At 37.0% G+C, this 17,339-nt stretch carries 15 protein-coding genes and 1 riboswitch; of the genes, 7 read left to right on the forward strand and 8 right to left on the reverse strand.

Annotated features, from left to right (window positions below):
• Nucleotides 1-51 precede the first annotated feature (51 nt).
• Nucleotides 52-139: riboswitch (TPP riboswitch) on the forward strand.
• An 82-nt stretch (nucleotides 140-221) separates the two neighbouring features.
• From HMPREF2634_RS03105 to HMPREF2634_RS03130, 6 genes are all read left to right on the forward strand, one after another.
• Complete coding sequence (locus HMPREF2634_RS03105; RefSeq protein ID WP_021002100.1) at nucleotides 222-782, forward strand: ECF transporter S component; 561 nt, start codon at nucleotides 222-224, stop codon at nucleotides 780-782.
• Between the two features lies 1 nt (nucleotide 783).
• The gene (locus HMPREF2634_RS03110) at nucleotides 784-2,118 is read left to right on the forward strand and encodes an ATP-binding cassette domain-containing protein (protein ID WP_021002101.1); all 1,335 of its coding nucleotides are present in this window, start codon (nucleotides 784-786) and stop codon (nucleotides 2,116-2,118) included.
• A complete protein-coding gene (locus HMPREF2634_RS03115; protein ID WP_003026346.1) occupies nucleotides 2,115-2,768 on the forward strand; it encodes an energy-coupling factor transporter transmembrane component T in 654 nt (217 codons plus the stop codon). The genes HMPREF2634_RS03110 and HMPREF2634_RS03115 overlap by 4 nt, the downstream gene beginning before the upstream one ends.
• Before the next feature lie 209 nt (nucleotides 2,769-2,977).
• A complete protein-coding gene (locus HMPREF2634_RS03120; RefSeq protein WP_003030552.1) occupies nucleotides 2,978-3,604 on the forward strand; it encodes an alpha/beta fold hydrolase in 627 nt (208 codons plus the stop codon).
• Between the two features lie 126 nt (nucleotides 3,605-3,730).
• Nucleotides 3,731-4,639 carry an ABC transporter ATP-binding protein gene (locus HMPREF2634_RS03125; protein WP_003026350.1) on the forward strand — a complete coding sequence of 303 codons (909 nt, stop codon included), beginning with the start codon at nucleotides 3,731-3,733 and terminating at the stop codon, nucleotides 4,637-4,639.
• An 11-nt stretch (nucleotides 4,640-4,650) separates the two neighbouring features.
• On the forward strand, nucleotides 4,651-5,409 hold the full coding sequence (locus HMPREF2634_RS03130) for an ABC transporter permease (protein WP_021002102.1): 759 nt from the start codon (nucleotides 4,651-4,653) through the stop codon (nucleotides 5,407-5,409).
• A 49-nt stretch (nucleotides 5,410-5,458) separates the two neighbouring features.
• On the opposite strand, the gene HMPREF2634_RS03135 is transcribed toward HMPREF2634_RS03130, so the two are convergent.
• The 6 genes from HMPREF2634_RS03135 to HMPREF2634_RS03160 form a co-directional block, all read right to left on the reverse strand.
• Nucleotides 5,459-6,325 carry a sensor histidine kinase gene (locus HMPREF2634_RS03135; protein WP_070836291.1) on the reverse strand — a complete coding sequence of 289 codons (867 nt, stop codon included), beginning with the start codon at nucleotides 6,323-6,325 and terminating at the stop codon, nucleotides 5,459-5,461.
• Between the two features lie 2 nt (nucleotides 6,326-6,327).
• A complete protein-coding gene (locus HMPREF2634_RS03140) occupies nucleotides 6,328-7,005 on the reverse strand; it encodes a response regulator transcription factor (RefSeq protein ID WP_021002104.1) in 678 nt (225 codons plus the stop codon).
• Between the two features lie 200 nt (nucleotides 7,006-7,205).
• The gene (locus HMPREF2634_RS03145) at nucleotides 7,206-8,645 is read right to left on the reverse strand and encodes a 6-phospho-beta-glucosidase (protein ID WP_041784132.1); all 1,440 of its coding nucleotides are present in this window, start codon (nucleotides 8,643-8,645) and stop codon (nucleotides 7,206-7,208) included.
• Between the two features lie 254 nt (nucleotides 8,646-8,899).
• Nucleotides 8,900-9,160 (reverse strand): SemiSWEET family transporter, encoded by a 261-nt coding sequence (locus HMPREF2634_RS03150; RefSeq protein ID WP_003026359.1) that lies wholly within the window; start codon nucleotides 9,158-9,160, stop codon nucleotides 8,900-8,902.
• Between the two features lie 149 nt (nucleotides 9,161-9,309).
• A complete protein-coding gene (locus tag HMPREF2634_RS03155) occupies nucleotides 9,310-10,302 on the reverse strand; it encodes an RNA-directed DNA polymerase (protein WP_083324115.1) in 993 nt (330 codons plus the stop codon).
• Entirely contained in the window at nucleotides 10,272-10,571 is a 300-nt protein-coding gene (locus HMPREF2634_RS03160; protein ID WP_070836293.1) for a hypothetical protein, read from the reverse strand. Before HMPREF2634_RS03160 ends, HMPREF2634_RS03155 begins: the two co-directional genes overlap by 31 nt.
• 284 nt (nucleotides 10,572-10,855) lie before the next feature.
• Here HMPREF2634_RS03160 and HMPREF2634_RS03165 point away from each other — a divergent pair, with 284 nt between their 5' ends.
• Nucleotides 10,856-12,838, forward strand: coding sequence for an RNA-directed DNA polymerase (locus HMPREF2634_RS03165; protein WP_003026363.1), 1,983 nt, complete (start codon nucleotides 10,856-10,858; stop codon nucleotides 12,836-12,838).
• Nucleotides 12,839-12,878: 40 nt separating this feature from the next.
• Here HMPREF2634_RS03165 and spxB read toward each other — a convergent pair whose 3' ends face one another.
• Together spxB and ldcB are read right to left on the reverse strand one after the other, a co-directional pair.
• Entirely contained in the window at nucleotides 12,879-14,654 is a 1,776-nt protein-coding gene (gene spxB, locus HMPREF2634_RS03170; RefSeq protein WP_021002106.1) for a pyruvate oxidase, read from the reverse strand.
• Nucleotides 14,655-15,307: 653 nt separating this feature from the next.
• Nucleotides 15,308-17,339, reverse strand: a 2,032-nt coding sequence (gene ldcB / locus HMPREF2634_RS03175; protein WP_180363041.1) for an LD-carboxypeptidase LdcB/DacB, incomplete at its 5' end; no start/stop codon positions are given.

Genomic DNA, 17,339 nt, shown 5'->3' on the forward strand with positions numbered 1-17,339 from the left:
TTGCTTGCTATTTTTGAAAATAGATGTTAGAATAGCAACATAATAAAAAGCAAAGAACATTTGGGGTGCTGAGGCTGAGATTATACCCATGGAACCTGATGCAGTTAATGCTGCCGCAGGGAAATGTATAAGAAAGACCAAACCGTTCTAATCATTTATGTGATTAGATTTTATTTTGTCGTGCTAAAACTCCTCATCTGCTCTGTTTGAAGGAGTTTTTTATGTTTGAAAAATGGAGTTTACGAGATGTTATCCTCTTAGCTCTTTTAGCTATTCTTTTCGGTGGGATTTTTGTCGGTTCAGGTTTTCTTTACAATATTTTGACAGCTATTTTAGCGCCAGCAGGTTTGGAGCCTTTCGCCAATGAAGTCTTGTTCGGACTTTGGTGCATGGCAGCTCCTATGTCAGCTATGCTCATTCGCAAAACTGGTAGCGCCACGATTGGAGAAGTACTTGCAGCCCTCGCAGAGGTACTATATGGTAGCCAATTTGGCATGAGCACTTTGATTTCTGGTCTCATTCAAGGGTTTGGTAGTGAGCTTGGTTTTGCGGCAACGCGATACAAACGCTACGACTGGCTATCACTGGCTTACAGCGCCATTGGTACGACCCTTTTGAGCTTTACCTATGAATATTTTAAAATTGGTTACTATGCTTTCAATCTCGGTTTTGTCTTAGCATTGCTTGTTGTCCGCTTCCTTTCTGTGTTCTTTTTCTGTGCTGTTCTAGTCAAAACTATTATGAATCTTTACGACAAGATTAACCAAGCTGCTGGTAAATAAGATGAAACTAACATTAGAGCACATTTATTTTAGAGATGTCTTTAAAGATTTAACCTTCGCCTTTGAAACAGGGAAAATGACACTCTTAATTGGTAATACTGGTGCTGGCAAATCAACTCTTTTTCGGATTTTAACGAATTTCAACGAACTAGACTTCTCTGGAGAGGTCAAACTAGGTGATACACTACTATCTCATTTACCTATTCATAAACGAGTCACCTACCTCAGCATGATGTTTCAAAATCCAAGCCGTCAATTCACCATGCCAACTCTCTATGAGGAATTGATTTTTACCTTAGAAAATCTCCAAACACCCTCTGACCAGATTGATGAAAAAATCCAGCATGCGATTGCACTTGGCAAAGTAGAGCACTTGCTTCATCGAGACTTTCTGACTCTATCTGGTGGAGAAAAGCAACAAGTCTCTCTGGCGGTTCTGTTGGCTATGGATTCGCAGATTATTCTATTGGACGAGCCCTTTGCTTCTGTCGATCAAGAAGCACGCAAGCGCTTGATTCATTTACTATCAGATTTGACAAAAATGGAGAAAACGGTGATTCTGTGCGACCACGACCGCAGTCTCTATGCGGACTGCGTTGACCACCTTGTTGAATTAAAAAATGGGGAACTTTTTGAACGAGATGTAGCTCTTTTAAAAAAGGAACTCCCAAGCTATCAGCTGGCACGCGAAAATACCCAGCGAAATCCTCTCTTACAATTACAGCACGTTTCCTGTCAATTTGACTCCAAAATACTTTTTACGATTGAGGATTTTACTTTTCAGCAAGGTATTACAACCCTCATCGGAGCTAACGGTGCTGGTAAATCAACTCTTTTTCGTGCCATTTTGCAATTACAAAAATACAAAGGCAATATGAGTTATCAGGGACGAAAACTCAAGAAAAGCAAACAATTGTACCGCCATATTACTGCCGTTGTTCAAGATGCAGAAAAGCAATTCATTCGGACGACACCTGCAGAAGAATTAAACCTGTCCTCTCTTTCAAGCGAAAACCAAGCAAAGGTACAAGAAGCTTTGGATTTATTTGGTTTAGCGGACAAAATGGATTCCAGCCTTTTTCACTTGAGCGGTGGGCAGAAAAAAATCATTCAATTATTGGCTATCCTGACCTTGGAAACTCCTGTCATACTTATGGACGAGCCATTTACTGGCTTAGATAAAAAGGCCTGTGATTTTTTTGCCAATTGGATTAGAGAAAAAGCTACACAACAGAGCTTTATTATCATTTCTCATCGCTTAGAACCCTTGGACGGTATTAGTGATTATTTGGTAGAGCTGACGTCTCACGGGCTGACAGAAAGGAGAGCGCTATGAAAAAAGAAGAAACAAATGTCCTAGCACTCTTGCTCCTTCTCATTGTACTGACGCTAGAAATTTCCTTTATCCGCTCAACATGGCTCAACTGCGCTATTGTCGCAGGAACACTCATCTACCTTATTTATATTAGGAAATGGTGGGGCATTCTCTGGGTGTTCCTTCTGCCATTACTTCCGGCATTAGCAAATTTCTGGGCTATTCAGCTTCACGGTGACAAAAGTCAAGCGATTGTTCTTTTTACACGTTCCTTTGCTTTAGCGGCTCTGGGAATGACCTTTTTATACGGCGTCAATCTCAATCAACTCTTGCGCTACTGGCATCAAAAAGGGCTCCCGAGTCATTTTACCTACGGACTGCTCGTTGTCTTAAACGCCATTCCAGTCATTCAAAAAGAAATCCAAGCTGTTCGCGAAGCTAGTCTCTTGCGAGGTAAAACCTTACATTTCTGGTCGCCAATCTTTTATATCAAAGCAATTTTTATCGCTTTCAACTGGCGAGATTCCTATGTAGAAGCTATGTATGCACACGGCTTTGATGAGACTGTCAAGCGAAGCTATTACCGACATTTAGAAACACCAAAAAGCACCACCCTTGCTTGCTTCTTGATTTTCCTCCTTATCAATCTAACCCTTTTTATCCCAAAGTAGGAATTTGATACAAAAAACACTACAATCAATTTTATTTTTTAGAAGGTCTTTTTATCCATTTAAAGTAGGTCATCGTCTAATTCTATCGCAACACAAGCACCTTCTTTATGCTATAATGATATCAAGTAATCCAATTTATGATAGATTTTAATAGGTTTACTCTTACAATCGTTCCCATCTCTTTTGTTGAAAATAAAAAGGAATCACTCATGAAAATCATTTTTTTACACGGTCTTGGACAGGATAAACACTCTTGGGATAAAGTCCGTGAACTTCTGCCACAATATGACACCGAGGCTTTAGACCTCTTTTACACAAATAACAACATCATTACAGTCTCTCAGCTAGAACAACACCTTTGTCAGGAACTTCAAGCCATCAACGAACCATTTGTTCTAGTTGGATTGTCCCTCGGTGGAACTCTTGCCTTAAAGGTGGGGCAACAATTTCCTCAGCTCCAAGCACTCGTTTTATCAGGAACTCAATATAAACTAAGCTCCAATCTACTCTATAAACTCCAGCTGCTTATTTTCTCTTGCCTACCAGACTCTCTATTTAAAAAAGAGGGGCTTCATAAAAAATCTTTTGTTGGCCTGTTAAAAGACTTGAAAAATTTAGATTTATCAAGTCAACTAAGTGCAATACAACTTCCCAGCCTCATCATCTGTGGCAGCAAAGATTGGCCTAACCTGCCTTCCTCTAAAAAATTAGCTACAGCTTTACCACAAGCAGATTTTGTGACACTTTCAGGTGGAAATCATACACTTAACACAGACCACCCTCAAGAAATGGCCGCTATGATTGAAAGATTTATCCTACAAAATTGTGAAATCTGAGGTTTTCTCAGATTTTTTAAATTTTAGAAATATTTGAGAATTGCTTGAGACTTATTTGACAGGCATTTTGTATACTAAATAGTGAAAAGAGGGGAACTCTACGATAGAAAAAATGGAGGTCACGTTATGGAAACTGTTGTAAATGTGAAACACATCAGCAAGAGATTTGGACAACAACTCGCTTTGAATGATGTCAGTCTCACCGTGAAGCAAGGAGAAATTTACGGGCTAATTGGGAAAAATGGAGCTGGTAAGACAACGCTTATCAAAGTGATTACCCAGTTGATTCAGCCCAATAGCGGTACGGTCGCTCTCTTTGGCTCTTCTAATAAATCCGAATGGACACACGCTCTCAAACGAGTTGGTTCTGTCATTGAAGCACCCGCTGCTTACAATCACTTGACGGCTTATGAAAACTTAAACTATTGCTGCAAGATACGGCATATCCCAAATGCGGACAAGGTTATCCGAGAAACTCTCTCTTACGTCGGACTAACCAATACTGGCAAGAAAAAATTCCGAGACTTTTCTCTTGGAATGAAACAGCGCTTGGGCATTGCTATTGCTCTTCTGTCAAAACCAGATTTGATGATTTTGGATGAACCGATTAACGGGCTTGACCCTGTCGGAATCAAAGAATTCCGCCAGTTGGTGCAACGTCTCAATGAAGAATTAAATATGACCTTCATCATTTCCAGTCATATTTTAAGTGAACTATACTTGGTCGCTACAAAATTCGGCATCATTGAAAATGGTCATCTCATCAAAGAAATTACGAAAGCAGAATTTGAAGAGCAAAATGAAGATTATATCGTTTTGAAAACAAATAATCTTGCTGAAGCAAGCAAAATTCTTCACGATCAACTAGGCTACCGCCTCAAAGTTGTAAATGCAACAGATGAAATACACATCTTCACTCACTCGCACGAAATCAACAAGATTGTTCAAACGCTAGGGGCAGAGAATGTTACCATTAACGAAATTTACTATGCTCGCCAAGATTTAGAAAAATACTTTACAGATTTGGTAGAATAGGGAGGTTTATCATGTTCCACACAATTCAAGCAGACTTTTATCGTCTTTTTCGTTCAAAAGGTTTTTGGATTACAGAAATCCTTTTTATCATCACACTCTTATTAGGTGTGCTCTACGGTGTTGTGGGAAGTATCGGAGTTCATACAGATACAAAAGCTTTTGAAAAACTGGGTGATAACGGAGGTTGGACTGGCTTTGAGGCTATCACTAAAACCTCTGATAATCTTAGTAATACCATTATCTTTACTATTATCCTTGTTGTTTTATTGATTGGAATTGATCTCACCCAGAAATTATATAAAAATTCTATTACTAGTGGTATTTCACGGACAGAATTCTATTTATCTAAATTCCTTGTTCTGGCAACTCTCATCGTACTTCAATTGATTCTAACCTATTCCTCATTTATTCCAGCTACGCTCATCAATGGTATGGGAACCGCCCCCAAACATTTTCTTTCTAATTTTCTCATTACGATAGGGGTTCAATTTATTTGTACCCTAGCTTGGGTTAGCCTTGTTTCTTTCGTACTGTATGCTACCAACTCTATTATAGCTGCTATTTTCACTTATTTGATCGGTGTTTCCCTGCTAAGTCTGCCAACTGTCTTTTATCCAGATATTGACTGGTTGAAATACTTGAACATGCAATTCTATTTTGACATGGTTTCTAAACAGGATATGGTCTTCAAAACCATAACCATCGCTCTTCTCATCACACTTCTTTTTACATTTAGTGGTATACAGGTATTTAAAAGAAAAGATTTATAACAAAAGAAAACAGCTAGTCAAAGATTAGCTGTTTTTCTGTATAAAATATTCACAAACGGACAAGCAATTCAAACCAATTTCCTTTAGCTTTCATGGTTAAATCACCGCCAAGAATATCTACCAGTTGTTGAGTGATATAAAGTCCTAAACCAGAGGATTCTTCCGTGTTAGAGAGATTTTCAGAATAAAAGCGATTGGTTAATTTTTCCAAATGCTGAATTGGCTGACGGACAATATTTTTTACACTTAAAAGAATAGCCGCATCTTTTCGGATTAAATATAGCTGGGCATTTTCCTTTCCATGCTTGAGGACATTGCTCAACATATTTTGGACAATTCGCTCTAAAATTTCTGGATCTGACTTTATTACTAACCCCTCCTGCAAATTTACTTGCAATTCAATTCCTTGCTTTTGAAAGGCATCATAAAAAGGAAGCATTTGCTTTGCAATCAGCTTGGAAATATCTATTTGTCGAAATTGTGGTCGAACTGCACCTTCCATAAGACGGCGGTATTCCATGAGAGCTTCTAAACGATTGGAAACAACGGACAGATTGGTCGCAATTTTCAACAGCTGTTCATTTTCTTCTTTTCCCTTTATAAGTTGTTGGGTATAGCCACTAGCAATGGTCAAGGGTGTGCGAATATCATGAGCAATATTGCTAATCGCCATATCCAAGGTTTTCTTTTCCTGACGAGCTATAAAACGTGTCTGCTCTACTTCTTGAAAGAGCTTTTCAACTTCATTTGCCAACTCAACAATCGTTTGGCTGTGGTTTTGAGGTGCCAAACGAATTTCACTGCTTGTTTTTCGTTTTTCTCGAATCTGTGCCGCCAGATTTCTCACTGCCAAATGATAACGTAACAGCAAAATTCCAAGCAGACTGATGAACATAATTAGTATAACATCAAGCATTCTCAGCCCTCCTTGAGCCGTACACCTAATCCCCAAATTGTTTCGATATATTCTTCCGAATCATCTACTTGTGCCAATTTCTTACGAAGATTGCTGAGATGAGTGTTGAGCGTGTTGTCTCTCGGCAAATATGCCTCTTCCCAAATCAACTCAAACAGTTCTTCCTTTGTGTAAATTTTCTTCGGATGATGAAGCAAGGCTTGAAGTATCTGATACTCTTTCTTGCCTAAACGAACCCGTTTCTCGCCATTGACTACTTCAAATGTTTCTGATGAAAGACGGATATTTTTTATCCCTTGAATTTCCGTCGCTTGCTTTTGTGAAAGATGATTGCGCAGTTGCACCGTCACACGCGCAAAAACCTCGTCTAGATCGAACGGTTTGACAATATAATCATTAGCGCCGTCCAACAGATACTGACTAACCAGCGATTTCTCACCCAAAGCTGTCAGCATGACCACTGGAATCTGACTGTTTTTGCGAATTTCTGCCAAGACCTGATCACCGTTTTTCCCTGGCAGCATAATGTCCAGCAATACCAAATCAATTGCTTCCTGCGCAAAAAGCAGCAACCCTTCCGTTCCAGAATAAGCCGAGAAAACTCTGTGCTCAGTTTCAAATAAATCTTTTAAAATGTCATGAATATCGTTGTTATCTTCGATGATTAAAATAGTAGCCATATTACATCCATTTCCAGTAAAATCTCTTATCCATAGTGTAACAAGGAAAAAGACGGAAGTCAACGGAAAGCAAAAAAGAGAGTGGGATGACGAAATCAAGTTTCTACGAAGCTACTGATTTCTGCCCCACTCTCACCGAATTCTTGAAATAAGAGAGCCGATTAAAATGATTTTAAATTTTGTCTCACGCCCCAATTGCTCTATTTCACACTTGCCCCATTAGTCGCAATGACTTCCTTATACCAATTGAACGATTTTTTCTTGGAACGTTTAAGTGTGCCTTCCCCATCGTTATCCCGGTCTACATAGATGAAGCCATAGCGTTTTTTCATCTCACCGGTTCCAGCGGAAACGAGGTCAATACAGCCCCAAGTGGTGTATCCTAGAAGTTCTACACCGTCTACATTAATCGCATCGCGCATAGCCTTGATATGGGCTGCTAGATAGTCAATACGGTAGTCATCTTCGACATAGCCATTTTCATCTGGCGTATCAACTGCTCCCAGCCCGTTTTCCACGATAAACATCGGCTTTTGATAGCGATCCCAGATGACGTTAAGGGTAATTCGCAAGCCCAGCGGATCAATCTGCCAGCCCCACTCAGAAGATTCTAGGTAAGGATTCTTAAGCGAGGCAAAGATATTTCCGGCAGTTTTTTCATTGACCTTTGGATCACCAGAAGCCACACGGCTAGAATAATAAGAGAAGGAAATAAAATCCACCGTATAGGTCTTGAGCAAGTCTAGGTCTTCTTTTGTCATTTCAACCTCAATACCCAAACGCTCCCATTTCTTCTTGGCATAGTTTGGATATTCTCCTCTGGACTGGACATCGATGAAGAAATAGCTTTCCCGATCTTCCTGCAAAGCTGCCCAGTAATCTGCCGGATTGGCTGTATTTGGATAATACTGACCAGCTGCCAGCATGCAGCCAACCTTGTTTTCAGGGTCAATCTCATGTGCCAACTTGGTCGCAATAGCTGACGCTACCAATTCATGATGAGCTGCTTGGTATTTGACCTGCTCTTCATTTTCCCCTTCTTCAAAGTAAAGTCCTGCTCCCATAAACGGTGCATGGAGAATCATATTGATTTCATTGAAAGTCAGCCAGTATTTGACTAGCCCCTTGTAGCGGATAAAAAGAGTGCGGCAGAGACGCTCGTAAAATTCCAGCATTTTGCGGCTGCGCCAGCCTCCGTATTCCTCAATCAAGTGCATAGGACAGTCAAAGTGGGTGATGGTCACCAGAGGCTCGATGCCATACTTATGGCATTCCTTAAAGAGGTCTTCGTAAAATTTCAAGCCTGCTTCGTTGGGCTCCAGCTCATCTCCCTTTGGAAAAATCCGAGACCAGGCGATAGAGAGTCGATAAGTTTTAAAGCCCATTTCGCCAAAAAGCGCAATATCTTCTTTAAAATGATGATACATATCAATGGACTCTTTTGCCGGATAGAAATAGCCTTCCTCAAAGTCAAACATCTTTTTTTTACCCGTGATGATGGCCAGACGGTCCTCACCAATCGGCACCACATCTACATTGGCCAGCCCGCGACCATCCGCAGCATAAGCGCCCTCACACTGGTTGGCAGCTGTCGCTCCGCCCCACAAGAAACCATCAGGAAAAGTCAGTTTTTCAGTCATATTTCTACTCGCTTTCTTATTTTGATTGTTCATTTACTTATATTATACCGCAATCTCAAAACCTTTACTTGTAAAATGATACGAAATAGTGATACTATTCTAGTTTTTGCCAACTTGTTTTCACTCTGATTCTTTCCCCAGCTCTTTAAAATAAACTCATCTTTTCCAATGAGCACAGACATCAAACAAGGTCTTTCTGCAAACTGAGAAAAAGAAAAAAAGAAGACTGAAAAAACAGTCTCCTCCTATTCCTTTTAAATCAAGGCAGTGATTGCAGTCACCAGACCAAAAATGATACCTGGTGCATTTGCTGCTGCAAGCGGAATGTCTCTTTCTTGCTTGAAAAGGCCGTAGTAGACCCAGAGACTACAGTTGATGGCCGCAACAAGTGGTTGAATGAAATTTCCTTTTTGCCCAGCTAGATTATTCATGATTTGTGGAAAATAAGACACATACATCATCACGGACATAAAAGTTGCAACCCAACCCAGTATTTTCACTTGGTTTTCAGTCATTTTCAAAACCTCTTTCATTTTTTCGTTTTATATTTTATAACGATAAACCAAAACAATCAAGTATTTCATTGCTTTGTTATGAAGATGTAAACTATCACAATCTTGTGATAAGGATAAAACCAAGCAAAAAGACCGGATTGCTCCGATCTTTAATCTTCACCAAATCGTAAACTTAGCTTTTTCATAATTTTCTTTTGTAAATTAATTTTATTGAACTCTAAATATTTATTCGTATATACTTTCGAAGTATAAGATACTCCTACACGCAAACAAATTTTCTCCAAAGTTTTCACTGAAAGTTTCTCATAATGATATCGATTATTCAGCAGGGATAAAATATCATCTCTCGGAGAATCGGAAGTAATAACTCTATTGTCCACCGATACAATACTAATCAATAGATACGCTTGTCTTGAAGATAAATAGCCATTTTCCTTGTAAGATCTTATGAAATAATGATACATTCTTAAAAAATTTTTTAGCTTATCCTCTGAGTTAATAAAACCGTAAGAATAACTTAATCCAAATTTTACTACTTGATTATTCTCTCCTTTTGATGAAACTCCATGTATAAGATTTTTTAATCGGTAGTATAAAATCCAGAATGCTTCTGGTTTATCATTATCATTTTTAAATCGTTTAAAATATCGGATTAATTTGTTTAAAAGTTTAGCTTTAAATTTATTTTCAGAAATATCTATCACAAGATTATTTTTTGTCTGTTCTTTTTCTTCTGAGTTAATGAATTTTATTTGATATTTAGAGAATTCATACCCTAGATAGGTAAAACGAAAATCATCTCTACTACTCTTCTTAGGATTACTTTTGTCACTATTTACTTCTAGATGATAATCTCTTAAAACTTTCTTAATAGATCTAATTACATCATTTTCATCAATACTTTCATTGATAATTAATAATATATCATCAACATAGCGTACATATAGTAGTGGCTTCCATTCTAACTGTACTATTGAATCAAATTCCTCTAAATACAACTCAGCTAAAGAATTGGAGAAAGCAAGACCTAACGGAACTCCCTTATAATCATTTGAGAATATAAAAGATTTAATTGTCTCTATACTTGAATCATTTAAAATTGAAGATTTAATTATTTTACTATATAGTATATGCTTATTAATTGAGGGGAAAAATTCTTTATATCTATCTTTATTACTTTAAATTCTAAAGGAGTAAATGATAAGTCCTTACGATTTAAATAAATTTCTCCTTGTGATAAAAATTGTATAATAGTTCTTATTATTGCATTCCTATCTGGAATCTTTAAACTATACTTGTTAATAATTTCTTTATTGATTTTTTGCAATTCATTATGAATAATATCAGTTCTAGCAGAATATACAGTACGGCCGTTGCTTCTATGTTTTAAAATGTTATATTTTAACTTCATATCTTATCCTTATAAAAGTAGGCAGCACAGGTATTATCCTGTGCTTTACTAAAAATAGATATTCACATGATTCCAAGTATCTAGAATAGTATGTTATCATGCAATAAACCAATAGTTGGTTATGTAAAAACTTTTTGTGTGTACTGGGATACAAAATATAGCAAATGATCCTATACTTATATCAAGATATATAATTAATAATTAATTATTAATCCTTCTTCCATGCCTACCCGTTATATGGTACAATAAATAAAAATAATAATCAATACTTTAAGAGGCCTTAAATGAATAATTTTTTTAAGTATACTTGTTTTTTGAGAACGGAATTACTTCCTCAAGAAATACCTCTATTTTTTTCAAATAATCCTATTACTGAAAATATTGATACAATTTTTCAACATATAGAAGATATTGATTCTCAAGACAATTATACAATTCCTCTAAACTTTAAAATCCCCAAAAATAATAATTCAACAAGAACACTTTCTTTGCTACATCCACTATCTCAAATAGAAGCTATGATTTATATTATGAAATATGAATTTCTTATCTTAAATCATCTTAAAAAATCTAATTTTAATATTAGAAAAGCTATAAAATTTAATAACCTAACTTTTAATGGAACAAAAAATATACATGAAAAGCGGCTAAAACTTGAACAGGATTATAGCATAAAAAAATCAGATTCTACTATTACAACCGAAGAACTTGATAAGAATATAAAAAAATATTTCGCATATTCTAAACACCATAAACTAATCGAAATTTTAAAAAATCCTCTTTTTATACGTTCTAGAAATAAGTATAGATATTTTTTAAAACTGGATATTCAGAATTTCTTCAAGAGCATATACACTCATTCAATAGTCTGGGCAATCGTTGGTGGAAAAGATATAGGAAAAACTTTAAGTAGATATAAATACTCTAATACTTTCGCTTCAAAAACAGATAAACTTCTACAAAAAAGCAATAATAATGAAACAAATGGAATTTTATTAGGACCCGAATTAAATAGGATTATTTCTGATTTACTTTTAACAACTATTGATGTCGATGTACAGAATAAATTAAACCATTTAAAACATAAAACAGATTATGATATCTACAGATTTATTGATGATTATTTTATATTTGCTACCTCAAAAGAAACAATTGAAGATATTGAAAAAGCTATTAAAACATGTTTAGAAAACTATAATCTCACGTTAAATGATGCCAAAAAAGAAATACATGAAACTCCATATTATATTGGAGAACCTGCAATAAATGATACTATAATTAGTATAGATATTTTAAACTTACACAGAAAAAATTTAGCAAATGAATTAATTTCCCCTAACAAAGATATTGAAAAAGGAGAGGAATTTAAATATATTGTTGGAAAACACCATTACTGGCTAAACTTCCACCACGATATTTCACGCATAACAACACTAAACAAGCAAGCAACTAGAAAAATTGTATTATATGTACTGAAAGCTATAAAAATTTATATTGACCCAAATTCTCTGAAAAAAGCAAATCCTTATTCATATATTAAAAATTTGTATACTGCACTGGAAGTTATTACATCCGTATATTCAACTTATCTTGATTTTGATACTACTCATGCATTTATTAGAATATTACTCAGATTAAAAAATGGTCTACACGAGCTAAAAGAGGATGAAAGTATAAATCAAGATGAAATACTTAATATTGAGAACAAAATTTTTGAACATGTTTATAGAGTTTTGAAACAAAACAAGCATAATTTAAATAATTCAACGGATCTAATATTATTTTTAGAAACCTTTAATAAAAAACTTTCTCCTCAATTTTTATGTGAAATCCTTGAACTTCATTCTAAAGACTATTTTACTTTGTGTAGTATAGCTCACTACATTCAAGATCAAAGGGCAAAAAATAATTTTTTAAATCCTAGATATAAAATTGTTCTAAAAAAACTTTCATCTAAAATCGATTATATAATTTCTAATCCTCCCAAGTCTATGAATGGAAAATCTCCTCTATTTGATGCGAATTACTTTTATTTCTTAAATGATTTTTCACATTATAAACCTATTAAAAAAAATGATATTAACCTATACGAAAAAATAAAAGATCAACTAAGTGTAGAAATCGAAAATACTGGTAAACTAAAACCATTGTTTCGTAATATCACTAAATCATCTTATTTCAACTGGAAACTTAATAAATATGATTTCGAACTCCTAGTTATTAACAAACTACTCCAACAACGTGAGAATATCTCATCTACATATTAAAAAATTAGCTTGAAAATTTCAGGCTAATTTTTTAGATGGATTATTTAATTGCGCGTGATTGCAATCCTTCTTCTTCCAAGAAGAGGCGGAATGGTACGAGTTCTTCTGCTTCGTATTTTTCCTTGAAGGCTTTGATAGCTTCTTCTGAGTGAAGTTTCGGATCGAGTTCAAGGACTTCTACTGGAAGCGGACGGTGTTGCGTGATGCGAGCATCAATGACAACAGTTTTACCTTCTTTGTTGAGTTTTACAGCTTCTGCAACGACTGCGTCGATGTCTTCGATACGGTCAACTGTAAATCCAACAGCTCCTTGAGCTTCAGCAATTTTCGCGTAGTCAGCGTTAGGGAAGTCAACACCAAACAAGTGTTTGTTTGTGTCTTCGTATTTGTTCTTGATGAAGGCATACTCATCGTTTGTGAAGACCACGTTGATAACTGGAAGGTTGTATTGAACGTTCGTGATCACGTCTGGGTAGCACATATTGAATGCACCGTCACCCATGATGTTCCATACTTGGCGATCTGGATTATCTTTCTTAGCAGCGATACCACCAGGAAGGGCGATACCCATTGTCGCAAAGAGTGGAGATGTACGCCACATGTTCTTAGGTGTCATGTGAAGGTGACGAGTTGATGTTTGAGTAGAGTTCCCTACGTCGATTGAGTAGATAGCATCTTGGTCAGCATATTTGTTAATGGCATTGTAAACTTGGTACAACTGCAATTCACCCTCAGTTTTACCTTCAAGTTTGTTCATGTAATCGCGCCAGTTTTGGTTGTTCTTAACGTTTGCACGCCACCATGGAGTAGACTCAACTGGGTTTACTTTGTCAAGGATTGCTTTAGCTGCTTGACCTGCATCACCAAGGATAGAAGCGTCAAGGGCATGGCGTTTACCAAGTTTGTAAGGGTCGATATCCACTTGGATGAATTTTTCAGTATTCTTGAAGGCTTCGTAAACTTCAGCAAACGGGAAGTTTGAACCAAGGAAAAGAACTGTATCTGCTTCAAAGACCACTTCGTTGGCTGGTTTCCAACCAACACGGTAAGCAGAACCTGTCAAACCTTCGTAGTTCCACTCAAAAGCTTCAAAGTTTTTACCAGTTGTGATGATTGGTGCTTTGATTTTACGTGACAATTCTGTAATCACTTCACCGGCTTTGACACCACCAAATCCAGCATAGATAACTGGGCGCTCAGCCTTGTTCAAAATTTCAACAGCTTTGTTGATTTCAACTTCGTTCAAAGCAGGAGCAATGAATGAACGTTCGTATGACCCTGAACCGTAGTATGAGTTCTCGTCGATTTCTTGGAAACCGAAGTTTACTGGAATTTCTACAACAGCTGGCCCTTTTTTAGAAACAGCAGCACGGCAAGCTTCGTCAATAACTTTTGGCAATTGCTCTGCGTAAGCTACACGTTTGTTGTAAACAGCGATACCGTTGTACATTGGGTTTTGGTTCAATTCTTGGAAGGCATCCATGTTCAATTCGTTAACAGGACGTGATCCAAGGATAGCAAGGAATGGAGTGTTATCCATAGCTGCATCGTAAACACCGTTAATCAAGTGAGTCGCACCTGGACCACCTGAACCAACTGCAACCCCGATTGAGCCGCCGAATTTAGCTTGCATCACCGCTGCAAGAGCACCAGTTTCTTCGTGGCGAACTTGCAAGAAGCGGATATCTTTGTCTTCAGCCAAAGCATCCATGAGTGAGCTGAGTGTTCCTGATGGGATACCGTAGATTGTGTCTACGCCCCATGTTTTCAATACGTTGAGCATTGCTGCAGAAGCAGTAATTTTTCCTTGAGTCATTATAACTCTCCTTCAAAAATTTTAATGATTCATTGAAAACTTTCAGACAATATAATGAAAACGTTTCAACAAACCTTACTATATCAATTTATCATCTTTTGATAGTCCTGTATAAGAATATGCTCAATAAAGCTTGATAACTATTACATAACAAAATATCTAAATTTTTCAAAATTCTGCAATGTATTTTATAATAGATTTCAGAAAAGGCTTGAAATAAAGTTTATTGGGCAGAAAAATTTCAACTATATTTTCATATTGTTTGCATTTTCACAAAATTGGAATCTATTTATCCAGAGGCGTATAAATTTCAAAAGACAATCATCATGAATTTTTTTAAGAAATTGTTTTTGTTATCGCATTGTCGTAAATCTTGCTAACGAGAAAATCACTTTTTATATTTGCATCGTGATTTCAAATTCCATAAAGAAACTACAGCTCTGCATTTTGGTAGAAAATGAACTAACACATCAATGCTTTAGAGAAAGAAGACATGCTACAGAATACCTTACGTTGTTAAGAAAATAGCTAGAAAGTTTATGAAACTACTACTTAATCTATCCAATTATTAGCATTTGCTTGCACTAGTTTCTTAGTAAATAGAAAAAAACGAGTCTGGCAATAAAGCCAAACTCGCTTTATAGATTGCTGAATCAGCTGATAGCAATATACCGTCTCTTTCCGCTAAAAGCGATGTAAGAAATCCATGTTACACCGTCTGCGTTTAAAACCTTGTCATAAGTGACCGATTGTCCAGCATTATAATAAGCTAGTTCAGGAGCCGACATTCTAGGTTCCGCTTTGATAGAGGAACGTTTCGTGAAACGATAGACGCCTTGAGCAGGGATAACTGGCTTTTGAGAAGACGGAGTAGACGGTTTTGGCGTTGTTGCTGACGTAACATAATCTCCACCTTCAAAGCCATAATATTCCTCTAAACTCAAACCAGAATGATAAATCTCATCAGCTTCCTTGCCAATATAACGAATATGCCATGCTTCTGGCATATAGCCTGTTGAAGCTTCTTTACCTGGTTGATAACGAACTACAAAACCGTAGCGATGTGCATTATTTTTCAACCAAGTACTTGCAGCAGCATCTTCCAAAAGATTACCAGCTTTATCCGTTAAGTCAAAGACAAGACCTGTTTGGTGTTCACTATAGCCCGGACGTGCAGAGTAACGATCCGCAGCAGCTTGACCATCTTTGTTCACATAATTTTGATACAGAACTTTTTGATAATCATAACTTCTAAATCCGCTGTAAGCATAACCAACATTATAGCCTTGAGCAATCATATCATTTCTTAATCGAAGAAAGGCAGCTTTTGCAGTTGGATTTTCACCAGGATTGTAGTTAGCAGCCATCGGATGTTTTTTATTTGCCACTGCAATCTCGTCATATTTTCCTTGGACAAAGTAGTAAGAGCCATTATATTGTACTTCTTTTACACTCGTTTGAGATCCTTCTACCTTAGTTGTTGTGCCGGTCACACCTTGCAGGCTACCATCTGACTGAATGTAATACATGTGAATGTTGTATTCACCGCGATTATTTTTATGACGGCGGATATCTACACTCAACTTATAGGTGCCATCTGTTTGCTTAATCGCATCGTACCAGATCACATCATCTTGACCGCCTTGACTGGACCAAACAGGCAACTTCACCGTCTTCACACCCTTGGTCGAGCTGACATTCGTTACCACCACATCGAAACCTTGGGAAGTCTTGTTTTCAATGTGAATCGTACCTGTCACTTGAACAGGCTTAGGAGTTTCTTCACTTGTTAAAGTTGCAATTGGGATATAGCGACGTGTTCCACTGTAGCTAACATAACTAATCCATTGATGATGATCTGCGTCCAATACCTTATCATAACGAATTCTTTCTCCTCTTGCAAAGGTAAATTCAGTCTTAGCCGTCATTGTGGGACTATTTTTGACTTCAACTTCCTTTTTAAAAGTATAAACTCCTTGAGACGGAATAGACTCTCTTGCAGAACTTGACTCAGCTACGGTTGTCTTGGTTCCTCCAACACCTCTTACTTTACCGTTTGATTCAATGTAGTAAAGGTGAATATTATATTCGCCATATTCCCCCTTGTGCTTATCAATATTGACAGAAACTTTATAATTTCCATCACTTTGCTTAGTGGCATCATACCAAATAATATCGTCTTGACCGCCCTTATCTGTCCAGATAGGAACTTTCACTCTAGAAATTCCATTGCTGTCTGACGCATTTGTAATCAGGACATCAAAGCCTTGAGATGTCTTATTTTGAATGTTAATGGTGCCAGTCACACTATATTTTGGCTCTTCCACCTTAGTCGTGGTACCCGTTACACCTTGCAAGCTACCATCTGACTGAACGTAATACATGTGAATGTTGTATTCGCCTCGATTATTTTTATGGCGACGAATATCCACACTCAACTTGTAGGTGCCGTCTGTTTGCTTGGCTGCATCGTACCAGATGATGTCATCTTGACCGCCTTGACTGGACCAAACAGGCAGCTTCACCATTTTAACACCTTTGGTTGAACTAACATCTGTCACTACCACATCAAAACCTTGCGAAGTCTTGTTTTCAATGTGAATCGTGCCGGTCACACTATATTTAGGCTCTTCCACCTTAGTCGTGGTACCCATTACACCTTGCAAGCTACCATCTGACTGAACG

It is taken from the genome of Streptococcus sp. HMSC034B03 (assembly GCF_001838575.1).
GTDB lineage: Bacteria > Bacillota > Bacilli > Lactobacillales > Streptococcaceae > Streptococcus > Streptococcus anginosus.